Annotated in this window: 15 protein-coding genes; 4 read left to right on the plus strand and 11 right to left on the minus strand. The window is 66.6% G+C overall.

Annotation, left to right across the window (positions count from 1 at the left end):
• Window positions 1-363 precede the first annotated feature (363 nt).
• The 4 genes from G332_RS0110185 to G332_RS0110200 form a co-directional block, all read right to left on the minus strand.
• Window positions 364-1107 (minus strand): cytochrome c1, encoded by a 744-nt coding sequence (locus G332_RS0110185; RefSeq protein WP_019626895.1) that lies wholly within the window; start codon window positions 1105-1107, stop codon window positions 364-366.
• Entirely contained in the window at window positions 1107-2516 is a 1410-nt protein-coding gene (locus G332_RS0110190) for a cytochrome b N-terminal domain-containing protein (RefSeq protein ID WP_019626896.1), read from the minus strand. Before G332_RS0110190 ends, G332_RS0110185 begins: the two co-directional genes overlap by 1 nt.
• The gene (gene petA, locus G332_RS0110195) at window positions 2516-3118 is read right to left on the minus strand and encodes a ubiquinol-cytochrome c reductase iron-sulfur subunit (RefSeq protein WP_026340776.1); all 603 of its coding nucleotides are present in this window, start codon (window positions 3116-3118) and stop codon (window positions 2516-2518) included. The genes G332_RS0110190 and petA overlap by 1 nt, the downstream gene beginning before the upstream one ends.
• A 355-nt stretch (window positions 3119-3473) precedes the next feature.
• On the minus strand, window positions 3474-4223 hold the full coding sequence (locus G332_RS0110200) for a Nif3-like dinuclear metal center hexameric protein (RefSeq protein ID WP_019626898.1): 750 nt from the start codon (window positions 4221-4223) through the stop codon (window positions 3474-3476).
• 44 nt (window positions 4224-4267) lie between these two features.
• Here G332_RS0110200 and G332_RS0110205 point away from each other — a divergent pair, with 44 nt between their 5' ends.
• A complete protein-coding gene (locus G332_RS0110205; RefSeq protein WP_019626899.1) occupies window positions 4268-5380 on the plus strand; it encodes a S1C family serine protease in 1113 nt (370 codons plus the stop codon).
• A 12-nt stretch (window positions 5381-5392) separates the two neighbouring features.
• On the opposite strand, the gene G332_RS0110210 is transcribed toward G332_RS0110205, so the two are convergent.
• The 6 genes from G332_RS0110210 to pepN all read right to left on the minus strand — a co-directional run bounded on the left by G332_RS0110210 (window position 5393) and on the right by pepN (window position 13532).
• Window positions 5393-6301: a CopD family protein gene (locus G332_RS0110210; RefSeq protein WP_019626900.1), complete on the minus strand. Its 909-nt coding sequence runs from the start codon at window positions 6299-6301 to the stop codon at window positions 5393-5395.
• Window positions 6302-6574: 273 nt separating this feature from the next.
• Window positions 6575-6943 carry a copper resistance CopC family protein gene (locus tag G332_RS0110215; RefSeq protein ID WP_019626901.1) on the minus strand — a complete coding sequence of 123 codons (369 nt, stop codon included), beginning with the start codon at window positions 6941-6943 and terminating at the stop codon, window positions 6575-6577.
• Between the two features lie 106 nt (window positions 6944-7049).
• Window positions 7050-8492, minus strand: coding sequence for a multicopper oxidase family protein (locus G332_RS0110220; RefSeq protein ID WP_019626902.1), 1443 nt, complete (start codon window positions 8490-8492; stop codon window positions 7050-7052).
• Window positions 8492-10054 (minus strand): TolC family protein, encoded by a 1563-nt coding sequence (locus G332_RS0110225; RefSeq protein ID WP_019626903.1) that lies wholly within the window; start codon window positions 10052-10054, stop codon window positions 8492-8494. Before G332_RS0110225 ends, G332_RS0110220 begins: the two co-directional genes overlap by 1 nt.
• A gap of 146 nt (window positions 10055-10200) precedes the next feature.
• Window positions 10201-10722 carry a hypothetical protein gene (locus tag G332_RS13800; protein WP_081619797.1) on the minus strand — a complete coding sequence of 174 codons (522 nt, stop codon included), beginning with the start codon at window positions 10720-10722 and terminating at the stop codon, window positions 10201-10203.
• A 167-nt stretch (window positions 10723-10889) separates the two neighbouring features.
• Window positions 10890-13532, minus strand: coding sequence for an aminopeptidase N (gene pepN, locus G332_RS0110235; protein WP_019626905.1), 2643 nt, complete (start codon window positions 13530-13532; stop codon window positions 10890-10892).
• A gap of 158 nt (window positions 13533-13690) precedes the next feature.
• On the opposite strand from pepN, the gene G332_RS0110240 reads away from it, so the two are divergent.
• From G332_RS0110240 to G332_RS12880, 3 genes are all read left to right on the plus strand, one after another.
• A complete protein-coding gene (locus G332_RS0110240) occupies window positions 13691-14512 on the plus strand; it encodes a TatD family hydrolase (RefSeq protein ID WP_019626906.1) in 822 nt (273 codons plus the stop codon).
• Window positions 14513-14757: 245 nt separating this feature from the next.
• Window positions 14758-15042 (plus strand): helix-turn-helix domain-containing protein, encoded by a 285-nt coding sequence (locus G332_RS0110245; protein ID WP_019626907.1) that lies wholly within the window; start codon window positions 14758-14760, stop codon window positions 15040-15042.
• The gene (locus G332_RS12880) at window positions 15039-16295 is read left to right on the plus strand and encodes a type II toxin-antitoxin system HipA family toxin (protein WP_081619798.1); all 1257 of its coding nucleotides are present in this window, start codon (window positions 15039-15041) and stop codon (window positions 16293-16295) included. The genes G332_RS0110245 and G332_RS12880 overlap by 4 nt, the downstream gene beginning before the upstream one ends.
• A 65-nt stretch (window positions 16296-16360) precedes the next feature.
• Here G332_RS12880 and G332_RS0110255 read toward each other — a convergent pair whose 3' ends face one another.
• Window positions 16361-18985: a PEP/pyruvate-binding domain-containing protein gene (locus G332_RS0110255; protein WP_019626909.1), complete on the minus strand. Its 2625-nt coding sequence runs from the start codon at window positions 18983-18985 to the stop codon at window positions 16361-16363.
• Window positions 18986-19062: the final 77 nt, after the last annotated feature.

Raw genomic sequence — 19062 nt, forward strand, 5'->3', positions numbered from 1 at the left:
GATTGATGTACACGCTCGCGCTCGAGTCGCTTTTGCGTGCGAACAAGGCGCGGTGACTGCCGTGCAGTCATTTTGCACCCAGAAGGCGCAACGCCGTTCCCACGCCCGTATCTGATACCAACCGTCGGCCGAGCCCCTTGGGGTTGGTACCCCGGGTTCCCCGATCCCGCGTTGCGGCACTTTCCGGTAGAACCACTACCGGCTGTGTGCGGCGCCTTGTCTCGGAAAACCTGGGGTACCAACGCAAGTGTGTACATTAATCAGCGTTTCCCTACCCCGGTCGGTTTCCCGCGCCGGGCAGACGGTCAATAACACCGGCACCCGATCGTCCCTGATCAGTGCGCCGGCGACGGTTCAGGCCGCCTAGTGTACGTCTTTCCAGTACTCCTTTTTCAAGAAGTAGGCAAGGATCGTGAAGATCCCGAGGAAAATCAGGACGTACAGGCCGATCCGCTGGCGGTCCAGCTGCATCGGCTCACCCATGTAGGAGAGGTAAGTGACGATATCGCGCACGGCCCGGTCATACTCGCTCGGGGTCATCTTGCCCGAACGGACCAGCTCCAGGCGCTCGTTACCATCCTCGTCCACCACCTTCTCCTGCCAGCCCTGCAATTCCCACAGGATGTGCGGCATACCGACATTGCTGAACTGGGTGTTGTTGGCGCCCAGCGGACGCGATTCGTCCACATAGAAGCTCTTCAGGAAGGTGTAGACCCAGTCCTCACCGTGGATGCGGGTGGTCATGGTCAGGTCGGGCGGGACCACGCCGAAGGCCTCTTCGCCATAGGCCTCGCCCATCGCGTTCTTCATGAGCGAGCCGACACCCACCGGGTCGCCATCTTCATCGGTAATAAAGATGAAGTTGTCTTCCATGTGCTGGTCGGTCAGCCCGATGTCGCGTGCCACACGGTTATAACGCATGTACTCGGTGCTGTGACAGCCCATGCAGTAGTTCATGTACAGGTTGGCGCCGCGCTGCAGCGCAGCCTGGTCGGTTACGTCGATGTTGGCCTTCTGCAGCTCGCCGCTACCCCCGGCCGCCGAAGCGGCCGGGACGGTGAACAGGGCCGCGGCGGCCAGGAACGTAGTTGCAATCAGCGTTTTCATTACGAAGTCACCCTTTCCGGAACGGCACGGTCACGGCCCAGGCCACGCGCAAAGGCGGGGGCCACCATGGTCACGAATAGATACACGGTCGGAATCAGCCAGGACCACATGATCAGACTCGCGTCACTCGGATCGAAACGCAGGATGTCGTAGATCGTGTAGATACCCACCACCACGGCGAATGCGATCAGGCTGAAGACCACGGAGCGCTCCTTGCTGAGGAACCACAGCAGGAAGAAGAACGCGAAGTAGACCGTGGACCAGCGCAGGCTCATCTCGCTAACCTCGGTGGTGGCCTGCTGCAGACCCAGCCAGCCGAGGATCACGAAGGCCACCACGAACACGCCCAGGTTGAACTTGGCCGCGAACGAACGGTAGCGCATCGACAGTACCGGGTTGCGATCCAGCCAGGGGATAAAGAACAGCATCATCACCGCGGCACCCATGGCCACAACGCCGAGGAACGGGTCCGGGACCGAACGCAGCACCGAGTACATCGAGGTGAAGTACCAGACCGGCGGGATCAGATCCGGGGTCACCAGCGGGTCGGCCGGAATCATGTTGTCCGGCTTCAGGAACAGGCCACCACCGGTCGGGAAGAAGAACATGATCACGGCGAAGACCATCAGGAACACGCCGACGCCGACCAGATCCTTCACCGAGTAGTACGGGTGGAACGGGATACCATCCTTCGGGATGCCGTTCTCGTCCTTGTTCTCCTTGATGTTGATGCCGTCCGGGTTGTTGGAGCCCACTTCGTGCAGCGCAATGATATGCGCGGCCACCAGCAGGATCAGCACCAGCGGCAGGGCAATCACGTGCAGTGCGAAGAAGCGGTTCAGCGTGGCATCGGAGAGCAGGAAGTCACCGCGAATCCAGGTCACCAGATCCGGCCCGATGTACGGGATGGTCTGGAACAGGTTCACAATCACCTGGGCGCCCCAGTAGGACATCTGACCCCACGGCAGCAGGTAGCCGGCGAAGGCCTCGGCCATCAGCACCAGGTAGATCAGCACACCGAAGATCCAGATCAACTCGCGCGGCTTCTTGTAGGAGCCATACATGAGTGCCCGGAACATGTGCAGATAGACGACCACGAAGAACATCGAGGCGCCGGTGGAATGCATGTAGCGAATCAACCAGCCCCACTCCACGTCGCGCATGATGTACTCAACCGACGCGAACGCGAGTTCCGCATCAGGTTTGTAGAACATGGTCAGGAAAATGCCGGATACGATCTGGATGACCAGCACCAGCAGGGCCAGCGAGCCGAAGAAATACCAGAAATTGAAGTTCTTCGGTGCATAGTACTGAGCCAGATGTTCGTTCCACATCTGGGAGAGCGGGAAGCGGGCGTCGACCCAGCCCAGCAGACCGCCCTGGATCTTGGTATCAGGATTGCTGGCCATTAGATCGCCTCCCCGTCTTCGTCTTCACCAACGACAAGCAAGGTGTCCGTGCGGTACATGTGCCGCGGCACCACCAGGTTGGTGGCCGCCGGCATGTTGCGGTAAACGCGCCCGGCAAGGTCGAAACGCGAGCCGTGGCAACCGCACAGCCAGCCGCCCTGCCAGTCAGCGCCCATCTCGGGGTCACCAATCTCGGGACGGTAGCTCGGCGAGCAGCCCAGATGGGTACAGATACCGATCACGACCAGGATCTCCGGCTTGCGCGAACGGAATTCGTTCTGCGCGTATTCCGGCTGCTGGCTCTCCACTTCGGAGTCGGGGTCACGCAGGCGATCGGCCACTTCGGCCAAACCGGCGATCATCTCATCGGTACGCCGCACCACCCAGATCGGCTGACCGCGCCATTCGACGCTGACACGCTGACCGGGCTCGACAGCGGACACGTCGAACTCGACAGGGGCCCCGGCTGCCTGAGCGCGTGCGCTGGGCTGCAAGGACGCCAGGAACGGGGCCGCAACTGCGGCGACCCCGGCTCCGCCTACGACGGATGTCGCGGCGACGAGGAACCGGCGACGGCCTCGGTTTACGCCTTGGTTTGCCATGTTTGTCTCTCCAAACAACGTGTTGAAATCGTGGTACCGCGACCGCACAGCAATCGTGCAGCCGGCACGAGAAGGCCTGCGGCATCCGCGCGCGGGCCCATCTGGGCGAGCTGTAAAATCCGATAGAATTCCCGAACACGCTAATAAGGTCAAGTAGATTACTGCCTTAAAACCGGGCGCCGCACACGGGAAGGAAACCGGAAAAACCCTATAAGTATATGATTATTAATACACTTGTGCTGGGGCCAAAAAAGCCCTGACAGGGCACAGCCTGCACCGCCATGAGCCAAAGGCCCGCGTGCCCGTTCAGGAAGCCGGGCGGGCAGACTTCAGGGAGACACGGATCCGCATTCCTTCAGGCGGGGTTGTCGATATCGATGAACTGGTGCTCGAGATCGAAACGTTCGGCACACCAGCGCCCGAGGGCCTGCACGCCGTAGCGTTCGGTGGCGTGGTGCCCGGCGGCAAAGTAATGCACGCCCAGTTCCCGCGCCTCATGGGTCGTCTGTTCGGAGATCTCCCCACTCAGGTAAGCATCCACGCCCAGCGCAGCCGCCGAGGTGAGCAGCGACTGAGCACCCCCGGTGCACCAGGCAATGCGACGGATCGGGTGATCGCCCGCCTCCACACAGAGGGCCTCGCGTCCGAGGACCTGTCCAAGCTGCGTCTGCAGATCGCCGGTGCTCATCGGCCGCACCGGGAAACCGACCTGACCAACCCCGTCCTCGCGCAACGGGGCCTCCACCGTGAAACCCAGGCGCTCGGCAAGCTGGGCGTTGTTTCCCAGCACCGGGTGGGCATCCAGCGGCAGATGGTAGGCCACGAGATTGATGTCGTGCGCGAGCAGCTGGCGCATCCGCTCGCGCTTCATGCCGGTAATCACCTGCGGCTCGCCCTTCCAGAAGTAACCATGGTGGACCAGAATCAGGTCAGCGTCGGCCGCCACCGCAGCCTCCACCAGCGCCCGCGATGCGGTCACCCCGCTGATAATCCGACGGATTTCCCGGCGTCCCTCCACCTGCAGACCATTCGGGCAGTAGTCGCGGAATGCCTCCGGCTGCAACTCCGCATTCATTGCCTGCATCAGTTCATTGCGATCGACCACGTCCGAAACCCCCGATTGGATCCATGATTCGGTATATTCGGCATATGGTGAATTTCTCTCGCTTCCTGCTGCAAGCCGCAGTGACCGGCGTCGCCCTGGCCGTGGTAATCGCCGTGTTCTTCCCCGGCGTCCTCGACCGCGGCGAGCACGGGCCGGAATCCGGGGTATCGGCACCAGCGGAGCACCCCGGCGCCCCGGCCAGCTACGCCGACGGCGTACGCCGGGCTGCCCCGGCGGTAGTCAACATCATGACCTCGCGGAACATCAGTACCGCGCTCGGCTTCGGACTGCACGACCTCTTCGGGCAGCCACTGCCCCCCGGCGAGCGCGAGCAGTCCAGTCTCGGTTCCGGGGTCATCATGACCGATCAGGGGCACATTCTCACCAATCACCATGTGATCGAGGAAGCCGATGCCATTGCGGTGGTGCTGCCGGACGGTACCGCCCATCCCGCCGAGATCATCGGCATTGATCCGGATACCGACCTCGCCGTGTTGAGAGTGCGCCGCCCCGGTCTGGCGGTCGCCACCGCCGGCCGCTCCAGCGATCTGCAGGTCGGCGACGTGGTGCTGGCCATCGGCAATCCGTTCGGCGTGGGCCAGACCGTCACCCACGGCATCGTCTCCGCCACCGGCCGCAAGCAACTGGGTATCAATACCTTCGAGGACTTCATCCAGACCGACGCGGCCATCAACCCCGGCAACTCCGGCGGCGCGCTGATCAACGCCCGTGGCGAGGTCATTGGCATCAATACCGCGATCTTCTCGCGCTCCGGCGGCTCCCATGGCATCGGATTCGCGATCCCGGTGGATCTCGCGCGCAGCGTAATGAACGAGATCATCGAACAGGGCTTTGTAGCCCGCGGATGGCTGGGCATCGAGGTCCAGGCGATGAACCGGGAACTGGCAGAATCCTTCGGCCTGGACGCCCCGCGTGGCGTGCTGGTGGCCGGCATCCTGCGTGAAGGCCCGGCCGCAGAGGCCGGAATTCGGGCCGGCGACATCCTCACCCATCTGGATGGTAGCAGCGTGAACACCCCGCGCGAGGCACTGAACGCGATTGCCCGCACGCAACCAGGCGAATCCCTGGAAATCGAGCTCCTGCGCGACGGCGAGGAGACCACACTCGCCGCCACCGTCGCGCAACGGCCAATCTGACGCCCGCGCCGGTTACCCGCTGGCCGGCGAACTCACTGTGGTCAGCACTGCGGTCAACAGGAGGATGCCGGCGACGAGGACTCCCTCGAGCGCGATACTGCGCCGCAGTCGCGGCGGGGCCAGCGGCTCGCCCCGCTCGAACGCCGGCACCAGGCGCCACTTGTTCGCGGCCGCCAGCAGCAGGAGCAATCCCACAATCAGGACCTTGCCGATCAGGAACTGCCCATAGCCCGTGGTGAGCAATGGCGTAACACCGCCCAGCAGCAAGGCCGCCAGCACCACACCGGCCAGCACCAGCAGCCCGACCCCGAACACCGCCACCTGGCCAAAGCGCGCCAGGATGCGCGCGGCATCACGACCCGCCGGCGGGTGCCCCGCCAGGCGATACAGCGGCCACAACGAACCGATCCAGAAGGCCGCGGCCAGCAGATGAAACACCAGCAGACCACCCAGCAGGACACGCGGCTCGTCGACCGTGTGCCCGACCTGCACGAAGGCGAGCATCACCAGCAATACGCCGGCAAGGCTGAGACCGTAGCCCAGCCCCGGCAGCCGCCGGGCATCCAGCAGGATCGCCTGCACCAGCAACAAACCGGTCACGGCCAGGATTAGCCGGGTTCCCTGCGCCCCCTCGAACACCATGCCGAGCAGCATCGGGTCGAAGGCGGCCGCACCATTGCCACCCCCGAGGTATCCGGCCTGCAGTGGCCACTGGACCAGGGCCAGCACGATCGCGACCCAGGCCGCGATCGCACCCATGCGGCTGGCCGCCCGACGCTCCGGATCGGGCAGATCCGGAAATGCCAGGCGAAACAGCACCGCCCCGGCCGCCAGCAGGGCACCGGCATAGAATCCGGTCGCCACCAGGATCATGGCGACCGTCCAGGCATCCACACCGGTCAGCGCGGACAACCAGGCCACGGCTAGGGAAACACTGATCCATGTACACGCTCGCGCTCGAGTCGCTTTTGCGTGTGAACAAGGCGCGGCGACCGCCGTGCAGTCATTCTGCACAAGGGAGTCGCAACGCCGTGCGCGCGCAAAAGCGGCCGAGCCCCTTGGGGGTTGGCACCCCAGGTTCCCCGATCCTGCGTTGCGCCGCTTGACCGTAGAATGGCTACGGCGCTGCACGCCGCGCCTTGTATCGGAAAACCTGGGGTACCAACGCGAGCGTGTACATGGATCAGTGTTTCCCTAGTCCTCCACCGTGAAGCGGAAGCTCCCGGACATCATGTGGCCGTCGCGGGCCAGGCCGCGCCAGCGCACCTCGTAACGACCTGGTTCCAGGTCGCCGGCCGGGCGCACATGGTATTCCTCGGTCGGATCATTGCCGGGCTGGTCTGCCAGAGAGACCCGACCACGCGGGCCGATCACGTCGAACTGGGTAATGCGCATCGCGCCATCGAAGTGGATCCCGATCTCCTGCGGGGTGCCCTGCACCGTGGAGCCGTCCTCCGGGACATTCCCCATCTCGCCTTCGTGGGCCAGCAGAGGGGCGGCGAAGGCCAGCAGCAGGGCTGCAAGGGCGGAACGCAGGGTATCGCGGGTAAAAATCGTCATCATGTAAGCCTCTAGTTGCTCAAGTGCAGTCGTGTCGTCTGAGAGCCCGCCGGCCGCAGGTCACCGGGGGCCGCCTTGCGGCGGTCCCGGCACCTGCACCGGTGGAAACTCAGTGGTTGTGGCCGCCGTGGCCGTTGTGTCCTCCATGCCCCCCGTGGCCACCATGGCCGCCGTGGCCTCCATGCCCGCCATGGGCATCGCGGCTGGGGGTCGGGAGCCGGTCGGAATCCGCATCCGCGACCTTGCCGCGGCGCACCGGATTGCCGAAATCCGGATCGCTGCTCACACGGCGGGCCACCTCCCCGTCCGGGTGCCAGTACCAGCCCGGGTCACGGAAGTCCCCGGGCTCGAGGTCGTCGCGGACCTTGATCAGGGTGAACATGCCGCCCATGCCAATGTTGCCGAACGGCCCGTGGCCCATGCCCATCGCCAGGGTGTTTTCCGGGCCCGGCATGTGGCCACCGTCGGTGTGGTCCTGGTGATCCGCCATGCCGTGCTCGCCCATGGCCATGTAGCCCGGCAGGATGCTGCGGATCTCTTCCTCGATACCGGACTGATCGACCCCCAGCGGGTTGGCGATGCCGTGCCCCATCGGGTTCATGGTGTGGTGGGTCATGTGGCAGTGGAACGCCCAGTCGCCCGGCGGTGCCGTGAACTCGATATCGCGGGTCTGGCCGACCGCGACGATCTCGGTTGTCTCCTTGCGCCACTGCTCGCGCGGCCAGCGCCCGCCATCGGAGCCGGTCACCTCGAACGACACCCCGTGCACATGCATCGGGTGGTTCCACATCGAAAGGTTGCCCATGCGGATGCGGACCCGCTCGCCGGTCTTCGCCACCAGCGAGTCGATGGCCGGGAACACCTTGGAGTTCATCGACCACAGATCGAAGTCCACCATGATCGACGGATCGGGCGTGCGGGTACCGGGATGCAGGCCCCAGTTGTGCAGCAGGATCGCGTAGTCACGATCCACCGGTTCGATCTCGCCGTCCTTCGGGTGGATGATGAACATCCCCATCATCCCCATCGCCATCTGCACCATCTCGTCGGCATGCGGGTGGTACATGTGCGTGCCGTGCTGGTTCAGCTCGAACTCGTAGACGAAGGTCTCGCCCGGGTGGATCGGCGGCTGGGTCACGCCCTTTACGCCGTCCATGCCCGAGGGCAGATGGATGCCGTGCCAGTGCACCGAGGTGTATTCCGGCAGGCGGTTGGTCACATAGATGCGGACCTTGTCGCCCTCCACCGCCTCGATGGTCGGCCCCGGCGTGGTGCCGTTGTAGCCCCAGCACTTGGCCATCGAGCCGGGCGCGAACTCGTGCTCGATCTCCTCGGCGACCAGGTGGAACTCCTTCACGCCGTTGTTCATCTCGTACGGCAGGGTCCAGCCGTTCGGCGTATGCACCGGCATGTAGCCCTGTTCGGTGCGCTCGCCGGGCGTGGTTTCGCCCTGGTTGTGGTGCTCGTGACCCGTTTCGGCCATCACCCGGGTCAGGGTGGTTGCCGGCAGCATTGCCGCGCCGGCGGCCAGCAGGAAATTACGCCGTTTCATCAGTGATGCCCTCCGTGACCGTCGTCGCCGTGGTCACCGTGATCGCCATGGTCATGATCCTCGTGATCTCCGTGATCCCCGTGATCTCCGTGATCCCCGTGATCCCCGTGATCCCCGTGGTCACCGTGATCCCCGTGGTCACCGTGGTCACCGTGGTCACCGTGGTCACCGTGGTCACCGTGGCCATGATGGTCGTGATCCATCGCCGACGGGTCATGCTCCAGCGCATCGGTGTCGAGATAGCCCTCGTCACCCGGCGCCCCGCCCGGCAGCTCGCCGGCCACCGTAAAGGCCAGATCCACCCGGGCCCGCCAGTAGTCACCCAGCGCGGCCACCGCGCGCTGCCAGTCGGCCAGTTCTTCCTGCTTGGTCACCAGCAGGTCGAAGACATCGTCGAACATGAAGTTCACGCGCTCCTGCATGCGCTCCTGCTCGATCTCGCGGGCCGGCAGCAGTTCGTAGCGCTTGGTGCCGAACTTGTCGCGGTGATGGGCCAGGCGCACGTAGTGCTGGTGCACATCGGCGGTGACCGCCTGCTCCAGCCGGGCCCGGCGGGCCTCGCCGTCCGAAAGCCGCGCCTCGGCGCGGGCGATGCCGGCCTGGTTCTGGCTGAAGATCGGCAGGGTGAAGGAGATGCCACCGCCCCACAGGCGGGTGCCGTCGCTCTCGCGCTCGAACTCGATACCGGGCTCGATGTCACCCAGCCAGCGATAGCGCCGCACCAGGGCCACGCCCTCGGTGAGCCCCTCCAGGGCGTGATCCAGGGCGCGCAGATCCAGACGCTGTTCCAGGGCCTGCTCGACCAGGGAGTCGCGATCCTCCACGCCGGCCAGCGGCAGCGGCAGCTTGCCGGGGACCTCCCAGCCATCCACCTGGCCGGGCAGCCCCATCAGGTGGGCCAGGCGCAGACGGGTCTCGCGCTCGCGCTGCCGCGCATCCTCGAGCTTCAGCCGGGCCTCGGCCGCACGGATGCGCAACTGGGCCCGCTTCAGGTCGGGGATGTTGCCGGCGTCATAGAAGCGCTCGCCCAGCAGCGCACCGAGATCCGCGGCACGGGTCTCCAGCGCCTGCACATGGGCCCGCTGGCGTGCAGCCACCGCGTCATACCAGGCACGCTCGGTGTCCGAGGCCAGGGCCACCATCCCCTCGGCCAGTTGCAGACGAGTGGATTCCCAGTGGGATTCGGCAATCTCCTGACGCGCACTACGCATCAGCAGACCGGAAATGCCCCAGGCCAGGCCAACCCCCGTCTCGTTGCCGCCACCACCCTCGGGACGCATCACCGACAGCGACAGAGAGGGGTTGGAGAACTGGGCCGCCTCGACCACGTCGGCAGCCGTCAGATCCAGCTTGGCGTAGGCCTGCTGCATGCGCGGGTTGCGCCACAGGGCCTGGTGAATGGCCGCCTCGAGCGTCAGCTCGCCGGAGGGTCGGGGCATCTCCGACCCGGGCAGGTCGATCCCCTGTACCGAGATGTCCTCCGCCAGCTCGGAGCGGTCCAGCTCGGGCGCGGTGACCGCGCAACCGGCGAGGAACAGCACCGATACGACGGGGAGCAGCAATCGGGTTGCTCGCATCGTGAAAATCTCCTTGATCGGACTTCGATTCCGCATCCCGCGCGAACGCGCGACACGGCCTTGCCGTCCGCCCGTGCCGGGTGGAACCCGGACGCGCGGACAGCCCCGGCGCTCGGGCCGGTACAGTCAGATCAGGAGAGGATCGGGGGTCGGTATATCGCGGCCGCAGGCGGACCGCTCTGGAACGAATACAGGCGCATGGCCTGCCTCACCAGGGCCGGAAAACCGGTTCCGGACGAAACTGGCATGCCCTGGCAATGGCCGCAGGCGGAACAGCTGGCCAGACAGGAAGCATCCACGCAGTCGGCGTGCCCAAGCGGGTCGCCGAGATGAGAAGTGTCGGAACTTACGGGGCCATGGTGGTCGTGGTGCGAATCAGCGGCGTGCCCGGCGTGCTGACCATGCCTATGGTGGTCGTGCCGGGCGGCGCCCTGGTCATGGTCCCGTCCATGGTGGTACCGGTCAGCACCATGGGCATGGGTCTGAGCATGACGCACGTGCGAATCGTCGGCGGACGGAGTTCCGTGCATCGCCGCGTGACCGGCGTGACCGCCTTCCATGCCCACTGCCGCAGCCACCGCCGGCAGACCGGCAATCGCCGCCACCAGCATCCAGCACAGCAGTTGTCGGAAGACCCGTTTCACATCAGACATCCCGCAAGCGGGCACCCCGGCCCGACATGAACACGCAAAATACCACATCCCGTCACAACCACCGCAGGGGCCTGCTCGCAGGCGAAGCCTCTGCCCGCGTCCGACTGTGACGGGACATTTGCCTGCAAGCAGACTCCTGCAAATCAACCCTCCTGGGAGACACTGATTCAGGTGTCGGCCAGCGCGCGCTCGATCACGTCGCGCAGGTCGCGTGACAGTTCGAGCGCGGCGAGGCGCTCGAGTTCCGCGCGCATCTGCTCGCCGCGGGCGCTGTCCACCTTCTGCCAGCGCGTCAGCGGCTGGGCCAGGCGCGCGGCGGTCTGCGGGTTCATCGCGTCCAGCTTCTCGACGAAGCCGCCCATACGGCGGTAGCCCGCGCCGTCTTCCTGGTGGAAGTGGCGTTCGTTGCGCGCCATGAACGGCCCGAGCACCGCACGCACCCGGTTCGGGTTGGTCCAGCGAAAGCCTGGATGCTCCAGCAGCGCCTCCAGGCGCTCGAAGCCGCCCGGGACCTGACTGCCGGCCTGCAGGCCGAAGTACTTGTCCAGCACCAGCGGGTCGTCGCGGTAGCGCTGCTCGAAGTCCGTCAGCAGCACCTGACGGGCCTCGTGATCCAGCTCGTTCACCGCATTCAGCGCGCCCATGCGCATGGTCATGCTGCGCGCCTTCTGGTACTGCGCCAGGGCCTCGGGCACCGCGGCCTGGTCGCCGGCCGCCACACGCAGCGCCAGCAGGCGGTTGCGCAGCTGGCGCCGACCCATCGCCTCGGCGGTGAAGGCCCCGTTGTCCACATCGTCCAGCTTCGGCTGGATCTGCTGCATCGCACCCGCCAGCGGGGCATAGAGCCGCTTCTCCAGGTCGTCGCGCTCCATGCGCAGGCGCACCGGATCGACGCGCTCGAACAGCTCGGCCAGCTCGCGCGTGGGCGGCAGCTGCAGGATGGTCGCCAGCAGCACCGGCTCGATCGCCGGGTCCTCGATCAGGGCACGCAGGGCGTGCTCGGTGGCGGCCTCCAGCGCGGAGTCCGCAGCGTCGTGCTCGATACGCGCGCGGATGGCACGGCGGAACAGGGTCTGCGCGGCCTCCCAGCGGGCGAAGGCATCGTCGTCATGCGCCAGCAGGTGGGCCAGCTCGTCCACGCCCTGGTTGGCGTTCAGGATCACCGGGGCGGAGAAGCCGCGCAGCCAGGAGATCGCGACCGGCTCGGCGGACAGATCTTCGAAGCAGAAGGTGTGCTCGGCGGCATCCAGCTCCAGCACCCATTCGTCGCGCGCGGCGTCGTCGCCTTCCCGGCGCGCGCGGATGCGCTGGCCGTCGGCGCCGAGGAAGGCGACCCGCACCGGGATCACCACCGGCTCCTTGTGCGCCTGGCCCGGGGTCGGCGGGGTCTCCTGCGCCAGCGTGATGCGGGCGGGGCCACCGGGGCCGTCAAAGGCGGTACTCGCGGTCACATGCGGGGTGCCGGCCTGGGTGTACCAGCGCTTGAAGCGGGCGAGATCGCGCCCGCTGGCCTCGGCCATTACCGCGACAAAGTCGTCCGTCGTCACGGCCTGGCCGTCGAAGCGCTTGAAGTAGAGATCCAGCCCGCGGCGGAAGGTCTCGCGCCCGATCAGGGTGCGCAGCATGCGGATCAGCTCCGCGCCCTTCTCGTAGACCGTCAGGGTGTAGAAGTTATTGATCTCGGCGTAGTGGTCCGGGCGCACCGGGTGCGCCAGCGGGCCCGCGTCCTCCGGGAACTGGAAGGCGCGCAGCATGGCGACATCGTCGATGCGCTTGACCCCGAACAGCGTGCAGTCGGTGGTGAACTCCTGATCGCGGAAGACCGTGAGCCCTTCCTTCAGCGACAGCTGGAACCAGTCGCGGCAGGTCACGCGGTTGCCCGACCAGTTGTGGAAGTACTCGTGGGCGATCACCGACTCGATGGCGACAAAGTCACTGTCGGTGGCGGTGTCGGGGCTGGCCAGCACGAACTTGGCGTTGAAAAGGTTCAGCCCCTTGTTCTCCATCGCCCCCATGTTGAAGTCGTCCACCGCAACGATCATGTACACGTCCAGATCGTATTCGCGGCCGAAGGCCTCCTCGTCATAACGCATCGCGCGCTTCAGCGAGGCCAGCGCGTGATCGCAGCGATCGGCGTTGTGCGCCTCGACATACAGTTCCAGCGCCACCTCGCGCCCGGACATGGTGGTGAAGGTGTCGCGCTGGCAGGCCAGATCCCCGGCGACCAGCGCAAACAGGTACGACGGCTTGGGGAACGGGTCCTCCCACACCGCGTAGTGGCGCCCGCCGTCCAGCTCGCCGGCCTCCACACGGTTGCCATTCGCCAGCAGCACCGGGTACTGCGCCCGGTCCGCCTCCAGCCGCACGCGGTAGGTGGTCAACACATCCGGGCGGTCGGGGAAGAACGTGATGCGGCGAAAGCCCTCCGGCTCGCACTGCGTGCACAGGTTCCCGCTGGAGGCGTACAGGCCCTCCAGCGCGGTGTTCTGCTCCGGGTGGCAGCGGCTGACGATCTCCAGCCGCGCCGCCTCCGGCAGGCCGTGCAGCAGCAGGCCCTCGCCATCCTGCTCCAGAAGGCCCTCGCCCGGCTCCGCGCCATCCACGGTCAGCGACACCAGCTCCACACCATCACCGTAGAGCCGCAGCGCCCCGTTCGGCTCCGCCGCCTGCGGGTTGCGCCGCACCGCCATGCGCGTGGTCACCTCGGTGGTCGCCGCGGCCAGATCAAAGTCCAGCTCCAGGCTCTCCACCACAAACGCCGGCGGCTGGTACTCGCTCAGGTAAACCGCCCGGGTATTCGCATCACGCATTCCAGACTCCAGATCAAAAACATTGCCGAAGATTTAACACGCCGCCGCGCTACCGACGTCAAACCCGGACGCCAGCGCCGTCATTGCAACCACCGGGTTTCCGTCACAACAGAGCCGTTGATCTGGCGCTGCGCGTCCAATCCGTTAGCATACCGCGCATGGAATGGATCGATATCTGCTTCAACCTCACCCACGAGTCCTTCAAAAAGGAACGCGCCGAGGTCCTCGAGCGCGCCCGCGAGGCCGGCGTCTCCTGGATGCTGATCACCGGCGCCGACGCCCACCAGAGCGAGAAATGCCTGGAGATCGCCGACCAGTACCCGGACTGCTGCCGCGCCACCCTGGGCGTGCACCCGCACCTGGCAAAGCAGTGGACCGACGCGACCGCCGCGCGGTTCAGTGACCTCGCCCGCGCGGACGAAAACGTCGTCGCCATGGGCGAGATGGGGCTGGACTACAACCGCGACCACTCGCCGCGCCCGCAGCAGCGCATCGCCTTCGAGGCCCAGCTGGAGCTGGCCGCCGATCTCGGCCTGCCGGTGTTCCTGCACGAGCGCGACGCCCACCACGACTTCGCGCAGATCCTGCGCCGCTGGCGCGACAAGCTGCCGGCCGCCGTGGTGCACTGCTTTACCGGCGAGGCCGACGCCCTGGCCGAATACCTCGACCTCGACTGCCACATCGGCATCACTGGCTGGGTCTGCGACGAACGCCGCGGCACCCACCTGCACCCGCTGGTCCCGCGCATCCCGCGCGGCCGCCTGATGATCGAGACCGACGCCCCCTACCTCCTGCCACGCACCCTGCCCAAGGGCAGCGGCAAGAAGATCGGCAACGGTCGGCGCAACGAGCCCGCCTTTCTCCCCCACATCGGCGAATACGTGGCCCGGCTCCGCGACGAGACCCCGGAAGACCTCGCCGCCCACACCACCGCCACCGCCCGCGCCTTCTACAACCTGCCGTCCGGCACCCGCGGGTGAAGCCCGAGGCGATTGAGTTGGTGCAAAAAAAGCAACAACTGCCGCAGACGTCACGACCTGCCAGACCGGATACTTCAACCTCAACGCCGTTATCTCGGTCGGCTATCGAGTTCATTTCCGGGGGAGAGGTCCACGGGACCATCCGGCATCCGTGATTCCCGATCGGTAATAAATCCGCCGAATAAGGCTTGCACGGCACACTTTTTACCGAACGGGATCATATTTGTTGTGACGGAGCCAGAATCGTGCGATTCTTCCCGATCGGTACTATCGGCATGAACCGCATGACACCCGACCTCACGCCATTGCAGATTCGCAGCCCGGCGGATCTGGGTCACCAGATCCGGACCGCTCGCAAGGCACAGGGCCTGACACAGGCCCAGCTGGCCGAAACGGCCGGCGTCGGCACACGCTTCGTCTCGGAACTGGAACGGGGCAAGGAAACCGCGCGGCTGGGGCTGTCCCTGGAGATCGCGCGTCTCGTCGGCATCGACATCCTGGCCCGGCCGCGAGGCGCCGCAAGACCGTGACCAGCGCACTGTGCGTCTGGTACGGGCAGCAGCCTGTCGGCCGCCTGCTCCTCACCCCAGGCCGGCAAATGGCCTTTTGCTACGATAGCGACTGGCTCACCGATGGCTGGCCGATCTCCTGCAGCCTGCCGCTGACCGAAACCGGGGACTTCGTCCCGCCGGACATGCGCGGTCACCACTTCTTTGCCAATCTGTTGCCGGAGGGTGGCGCCCGGGACCGCCTGGTGCGCTGGCTGGGCATCGCCGACGATGATTTTCTGCTTCTGGAACGGCTCGGGGCCGATTGCGCCGGCGCCCTGCAGATCCTCCCGGAAGGCGAGCCGCCAGACGCCACCAGCGAAATCTGCCATGCGCTGGAGAACGAGCATCTGCTACGTACCATCGGCAGCGGGCAGAGCCACTGGACGGGACATGACGAGCCCCCGCGCCTCTCGCTCGCCGGCGCCCAGGACAAGCTGGCCGTCCGGGCCGGGCGGCAAGAGAACCGTTGGCAATTCTTTCTGCCGGCGCCGGGCACGGCCTCCACCCACATCCTCAAGCTTCCGGTACCGGATCTGCGGCATATCCCGCTGTTCGAGGCCTTCACCACCTTTCTCGCTCGAGAGCTCGACCTGCCCGCCGCCCCCGTCGAACCGGTACTCCTGAACCAGGAGACTCTATCCCTGAGCGAACGCTTCGATCGCCGGACGGAGGGCAAGCGCGTCGTGCGCCTTCATCAAGAAGATCTTTGCCAGGCACAAGGGCTTTCCCGTGCGGACAAGTACAGCCGATCCCCTGCCACCTTCTCCACCATCACCGACATCCTTCGCGAGCACTCGACCCGGCCCGCGCGCGACATTCAGACCCTGGCCGCATGGCAAATCTTCAACGCCCTTGCGGGCAACACCGATGGTCACCTGAAGAACCTCTCCCTGCTTGCCACATCCGGCGGCGGATGGGCATTGGCCCCCTGGTACGATCTGGTAAGCACGCTCGCCATACCCCGCATCAGCCATCGCATGGCACTGCCAATCGGCGCCGCCGAGGACCCGCAGAACCTGCATCGCAATCACTGGGAGGCCTTCGCCCACCAACTCGGCGTATCCCCTCGCCTGGTCCAGCGCCTGATCCGCTCCCAGGCCGAGCGCCTGCAGGAAAACGCCGATGCCTGGCACGACGCCTTTCAGGACCGTCACGGCGAATTTCCCGCGCTGCAGCGAGTCCGGACCGTCATCCGGCGCCAGACCCGAAAGGCCCTGCGCGACTGGCTATAGCCCGTGGCCGACCACGCCGTCCTGCCCCGCTCCAGCTCGGAACCGGCGCCGGCGAGCGACGGGGTTCAGCCGTTGCCGGGCTGACAGGCGAGCAGGCGCTGCTGCACCACGTCGGCGATGACCCGCAGGGGGGCGTCGCGGGTGTCGTGGAGCTGCACGGTTGCGAGGACGGCGGGGTCGATGGACTCGCCGAGGTCGACCTCGAGCGTGTGCGCGGGGCACTGGTCGAGCCAGGCCGGGTAGTACTCGCAGCGGGGCTCGGTGGGGAACAGCGCGGCATAGGCGATCCGGGCCTCGACCAGGTCCTGGAAGAAGTGGCTGCCGAACGAGAGGTCCGGGACCATGCCGGCCTCGAGGTCAGCCACCTCCACCAGCATGCGGATGCGGTCGATATCGGCAAAGCGTACCGGGACGCCGAGTTCCGGGGTGCTGGTGCCCCAGCGGCCGGGGCCGATCAGGAGGGTCGTGGCATCTTCGAGTGCGCGGAGCTGGCGGTTGAGTGCGCCCACCAGGCGGGCCACGGCGTACTTCTGCGCGCGGGACAGCGCCGCGTAGCGGGCGGCGTCCACGCGGATCACGCGCTCGATGGCCAGGTCCATGTTGCCGCCCATGAAGCAGCCGTCGCTGGCGAAGAACAGGCGCTGCGGGTCGACCCGGTGCGGCAGTTCGACCGGCTGGTCGCTGCCGAGGGTGGCGAGCGGGCGGCACTGCACCAGGTTCACGCCGGCGTTGCCGTCGGCGTCCAGGTGCACGGTGAACTCGACGTCCACCGGGTGGGCGTAGGCGGCCTCCAGGGTCTTGAGCAGCTCGCGCATCAGCGGGGCGAAATCGGTGCGCTGCAGCAGCGGGATGAAGGTCACCCGCCACAGGCGCTCCTCGCGCCCCTGCTCGCGGGCGCGGCGGGCGGCCTCGCGGTCGATCTCGCCGAGCAGGTGGAGCGGCAGGGCCGGCGCGGCCTCGGCCAGTTGCTGGACGGGGACGGCGGCCTCGCGGTTGGCCTCGATGTCGAGTACGTCGGCGGCGTGCTGGGAGTAGCGGTAGGCCTCGTCCCGACTGTGGAACGGTCGCCGTTCGGGCTGATCCAGCGCCACCACGCAGGCGTGGTCGCGCGCGACCCGGTCCACCGCGCGAGTGCCCAGCCCCAGCACCAGGCGCAGCATCCCGGCGGACGGATCCAGCGCGCCGTCCCACACGAAGGTATTCCAGGAGACCCCGACGCCGGCGGCGTCCGGCAGGTAGCGGGAGCCGTGGTAGCGCCCGTTGACCCGCTGCAGCAGCAGCGCCATGGGCTCTTCCCGGTCCATCAGCCCGCGCTGCTGGCGGTAACTCAGCGCATCATCACTCATGGTCGAGGCATAGACCCGGCGGATGGCGTCCTCCAGCCGCGCCAGGCGCTCGCCGGGGCTGCCCTGGTTCACGCAGAACACGCTCTCGTACTTGCCGGCAAAGGCGTTGCCGAAGCCGTCTTCCAGCAGGCTGCTGGAACGCACCAGGATCGGGTACTGCCCGTAGTGGTCGAGCACCCGCTCCAGTTCGCGGCGCACCTCCGGCGGGATCTCGCCGTGCAGCATGTCTTGGCGCAGGCTGCGCGCCTCGTCGAAGTAGCCTTCCGGGGTGCGCTGGCGCATCAGCCGCGGCCACCAGCCATTGTGTACCAGATAGGCGTAGTACACATCCGCGCCGATGAAGTGCGAGTCGTGCGGTTCCAGCGCCCGCCCCCAGCGCTGCGGGTCCTGCGCGAGCAGGATGCGCCGCGCCAGCAGCATACCCGCGGCCTTGCCGCCGATGTAGCCGCTGCCGACCATGCGTTCGCGGATCGCCAGCAGCTCCTCCAGCCCGAGGTGGCGCCGCGCCAGTTCCAGCATGCGCTCGTCGCGGCCGATCAGCACCCGCAGGATGTCGTCCTGCACCCGGGCGCGGTCGGCCGCCGGCGTGCCCTCCGCCAGCGCGTCGGAGGCCGCGAGGAACAGGCGGTCCCAGTAGTCCAGCAACTGCCGCCCGTGCGGCTGGCCGGGGCGCTGTTCCTCCAGCAGCGCCTGCAGCCGCGTGGCCTCGCTGCTGTCCACCACCGGTTCGAACTGCATGCCGCACTGGCGGTGCGGCAGGAACATGGTCGGCGAGCTGCGCTGCCACACCTTCACCGGCTGCACGTGCACCGCGTCGCCGGCGCGGCGCACGTCGATCAGTACCTGCGTGGTCTCGCGGATGCGCGCCAGCGTGGTATGCGAATGGCTGTGCGGATGCAGTGCGAACCAAGCCACCGTATCCATCTCGTACAGATACGGACAGATGGCGCGGAAGAAGTTGCCCACCATGTGGTCGGTGGCCCAGGCCTCCAGCAGATCCGACAGGCAGTCGCACAGATAAAAGGCGCCGCGGCCATGCTCGGTGATCAGGCGGAACACGTGGCGGGTGAACGGCTCGAAGCCGCGCAGGGCGTCGATGGCCACCACCTTGACCCCCGGCCCCGGCTCCACCAGCGGCACATGGCGGCCGAAGCGCAGGTAGATAATGGTACGCCCTCGGGCACGAGCTGCCGCCACGAATGGCTCGACGAAGCGGCGGTAGTCCTCGATCGCGTCGACCCGCCAGACCACGTTATCGCCGACCCGCAGTCCGTCAAGCACATGGTCCAGGCCTTCCAGCCCGGTGGAGACGGCTGCCTGCTGCGCCTGCGGATCATGGGTCATGGCGTGCCCGTGCGGTCAGGGAAATCGGCTCAATGTACCTGTTTACGCTCGCCAGACACCACGATACCCCCGGAGGC

The sequence above is a fragment of the Thioalkalivibrio sp. ALJT genome (assembly GCF_000381825.1).
GTDB lineage: Bacteria > Pseudomonadota > Gammaproteobacteria > Ectothiorhodospirales > Ectothiorhodospiraceae > Thioalkalivibrio.

Excerpts from the sequence above, each read along its gene's own strand:
- G332_RS0110185 (WP_019626895.1), bottom strand. The coding sequence starts at position 1,107 with ATGAAAACGCTGATTGCAACTACGTTCCTGGCCGCCGCGGCCCTGTTC.
- G332_RS0110190 (WP_019626896.1), bottom strand. The coding sequence starts at position 2,516 with ATGGCCAGCAATCCTGATACCAAGATCCAGGGCGGTCTGCTGGGCTGG.
- petA (WP_026340776.1), bottom strand. The coding sequence starts at position 3,118 with ATGGCAAACCAAGGCGTAAACCGAGGCCGTCGCCGGTTCCTCGTCGCC.
- G332_RS0110205 (WP_019626899.1), top strand. The coding sequence starts at position 4,268 with ATGGTGAATTTCTCTCGCTTCCTGCTGCAAGCCGCAGTGACCGGCGTC.
- G332_RS0110215 (WP_019626901.1), bottom strand. The coding sequence starts at position 6,943 with ATGATGACGATTTTTACCCGCGATACCCTGCGTTCCGCCCTTGCAGCC.
- G332_RS0110220 (WP_019626902.1), bottom strand. The coding sequence starts at position 8,492 with ATGAAACGGCGTAATTTCCTGCTGGCCGCCGGCGCGGCAATGCTGCCG.
- G332_RS13800 (WP_081619797.1), bottom strand. The coding sequence starts at position 10,722 with ATGTCTGATGTGAAACGGGTCTTCCGACAACTGCTGTGCTGGATGCTG.
- pepN (WP_019626905.1), bottom strand. The coding sequence starts at position 13,532 with ATGCGTGATGCGAATACCCGGGCGGTTTACCTGAGCGAGTACCAGCCG.
- G332_RS0110240 (WP_019626906.1), top strand. The coding sequence starts at position 13,691 with ATGGAATGGATCGATATCTGCTTCAACCTCACCCACGAGTCCTTCAAA.
- G332_RS0110255 (WP_019626909.1), bottom strand. The coding sequence starts at position 18,985 with ATGACCCATGATCCGCAGGCGCAGCAGGCAGCCGTCTCCACCGGGCTG.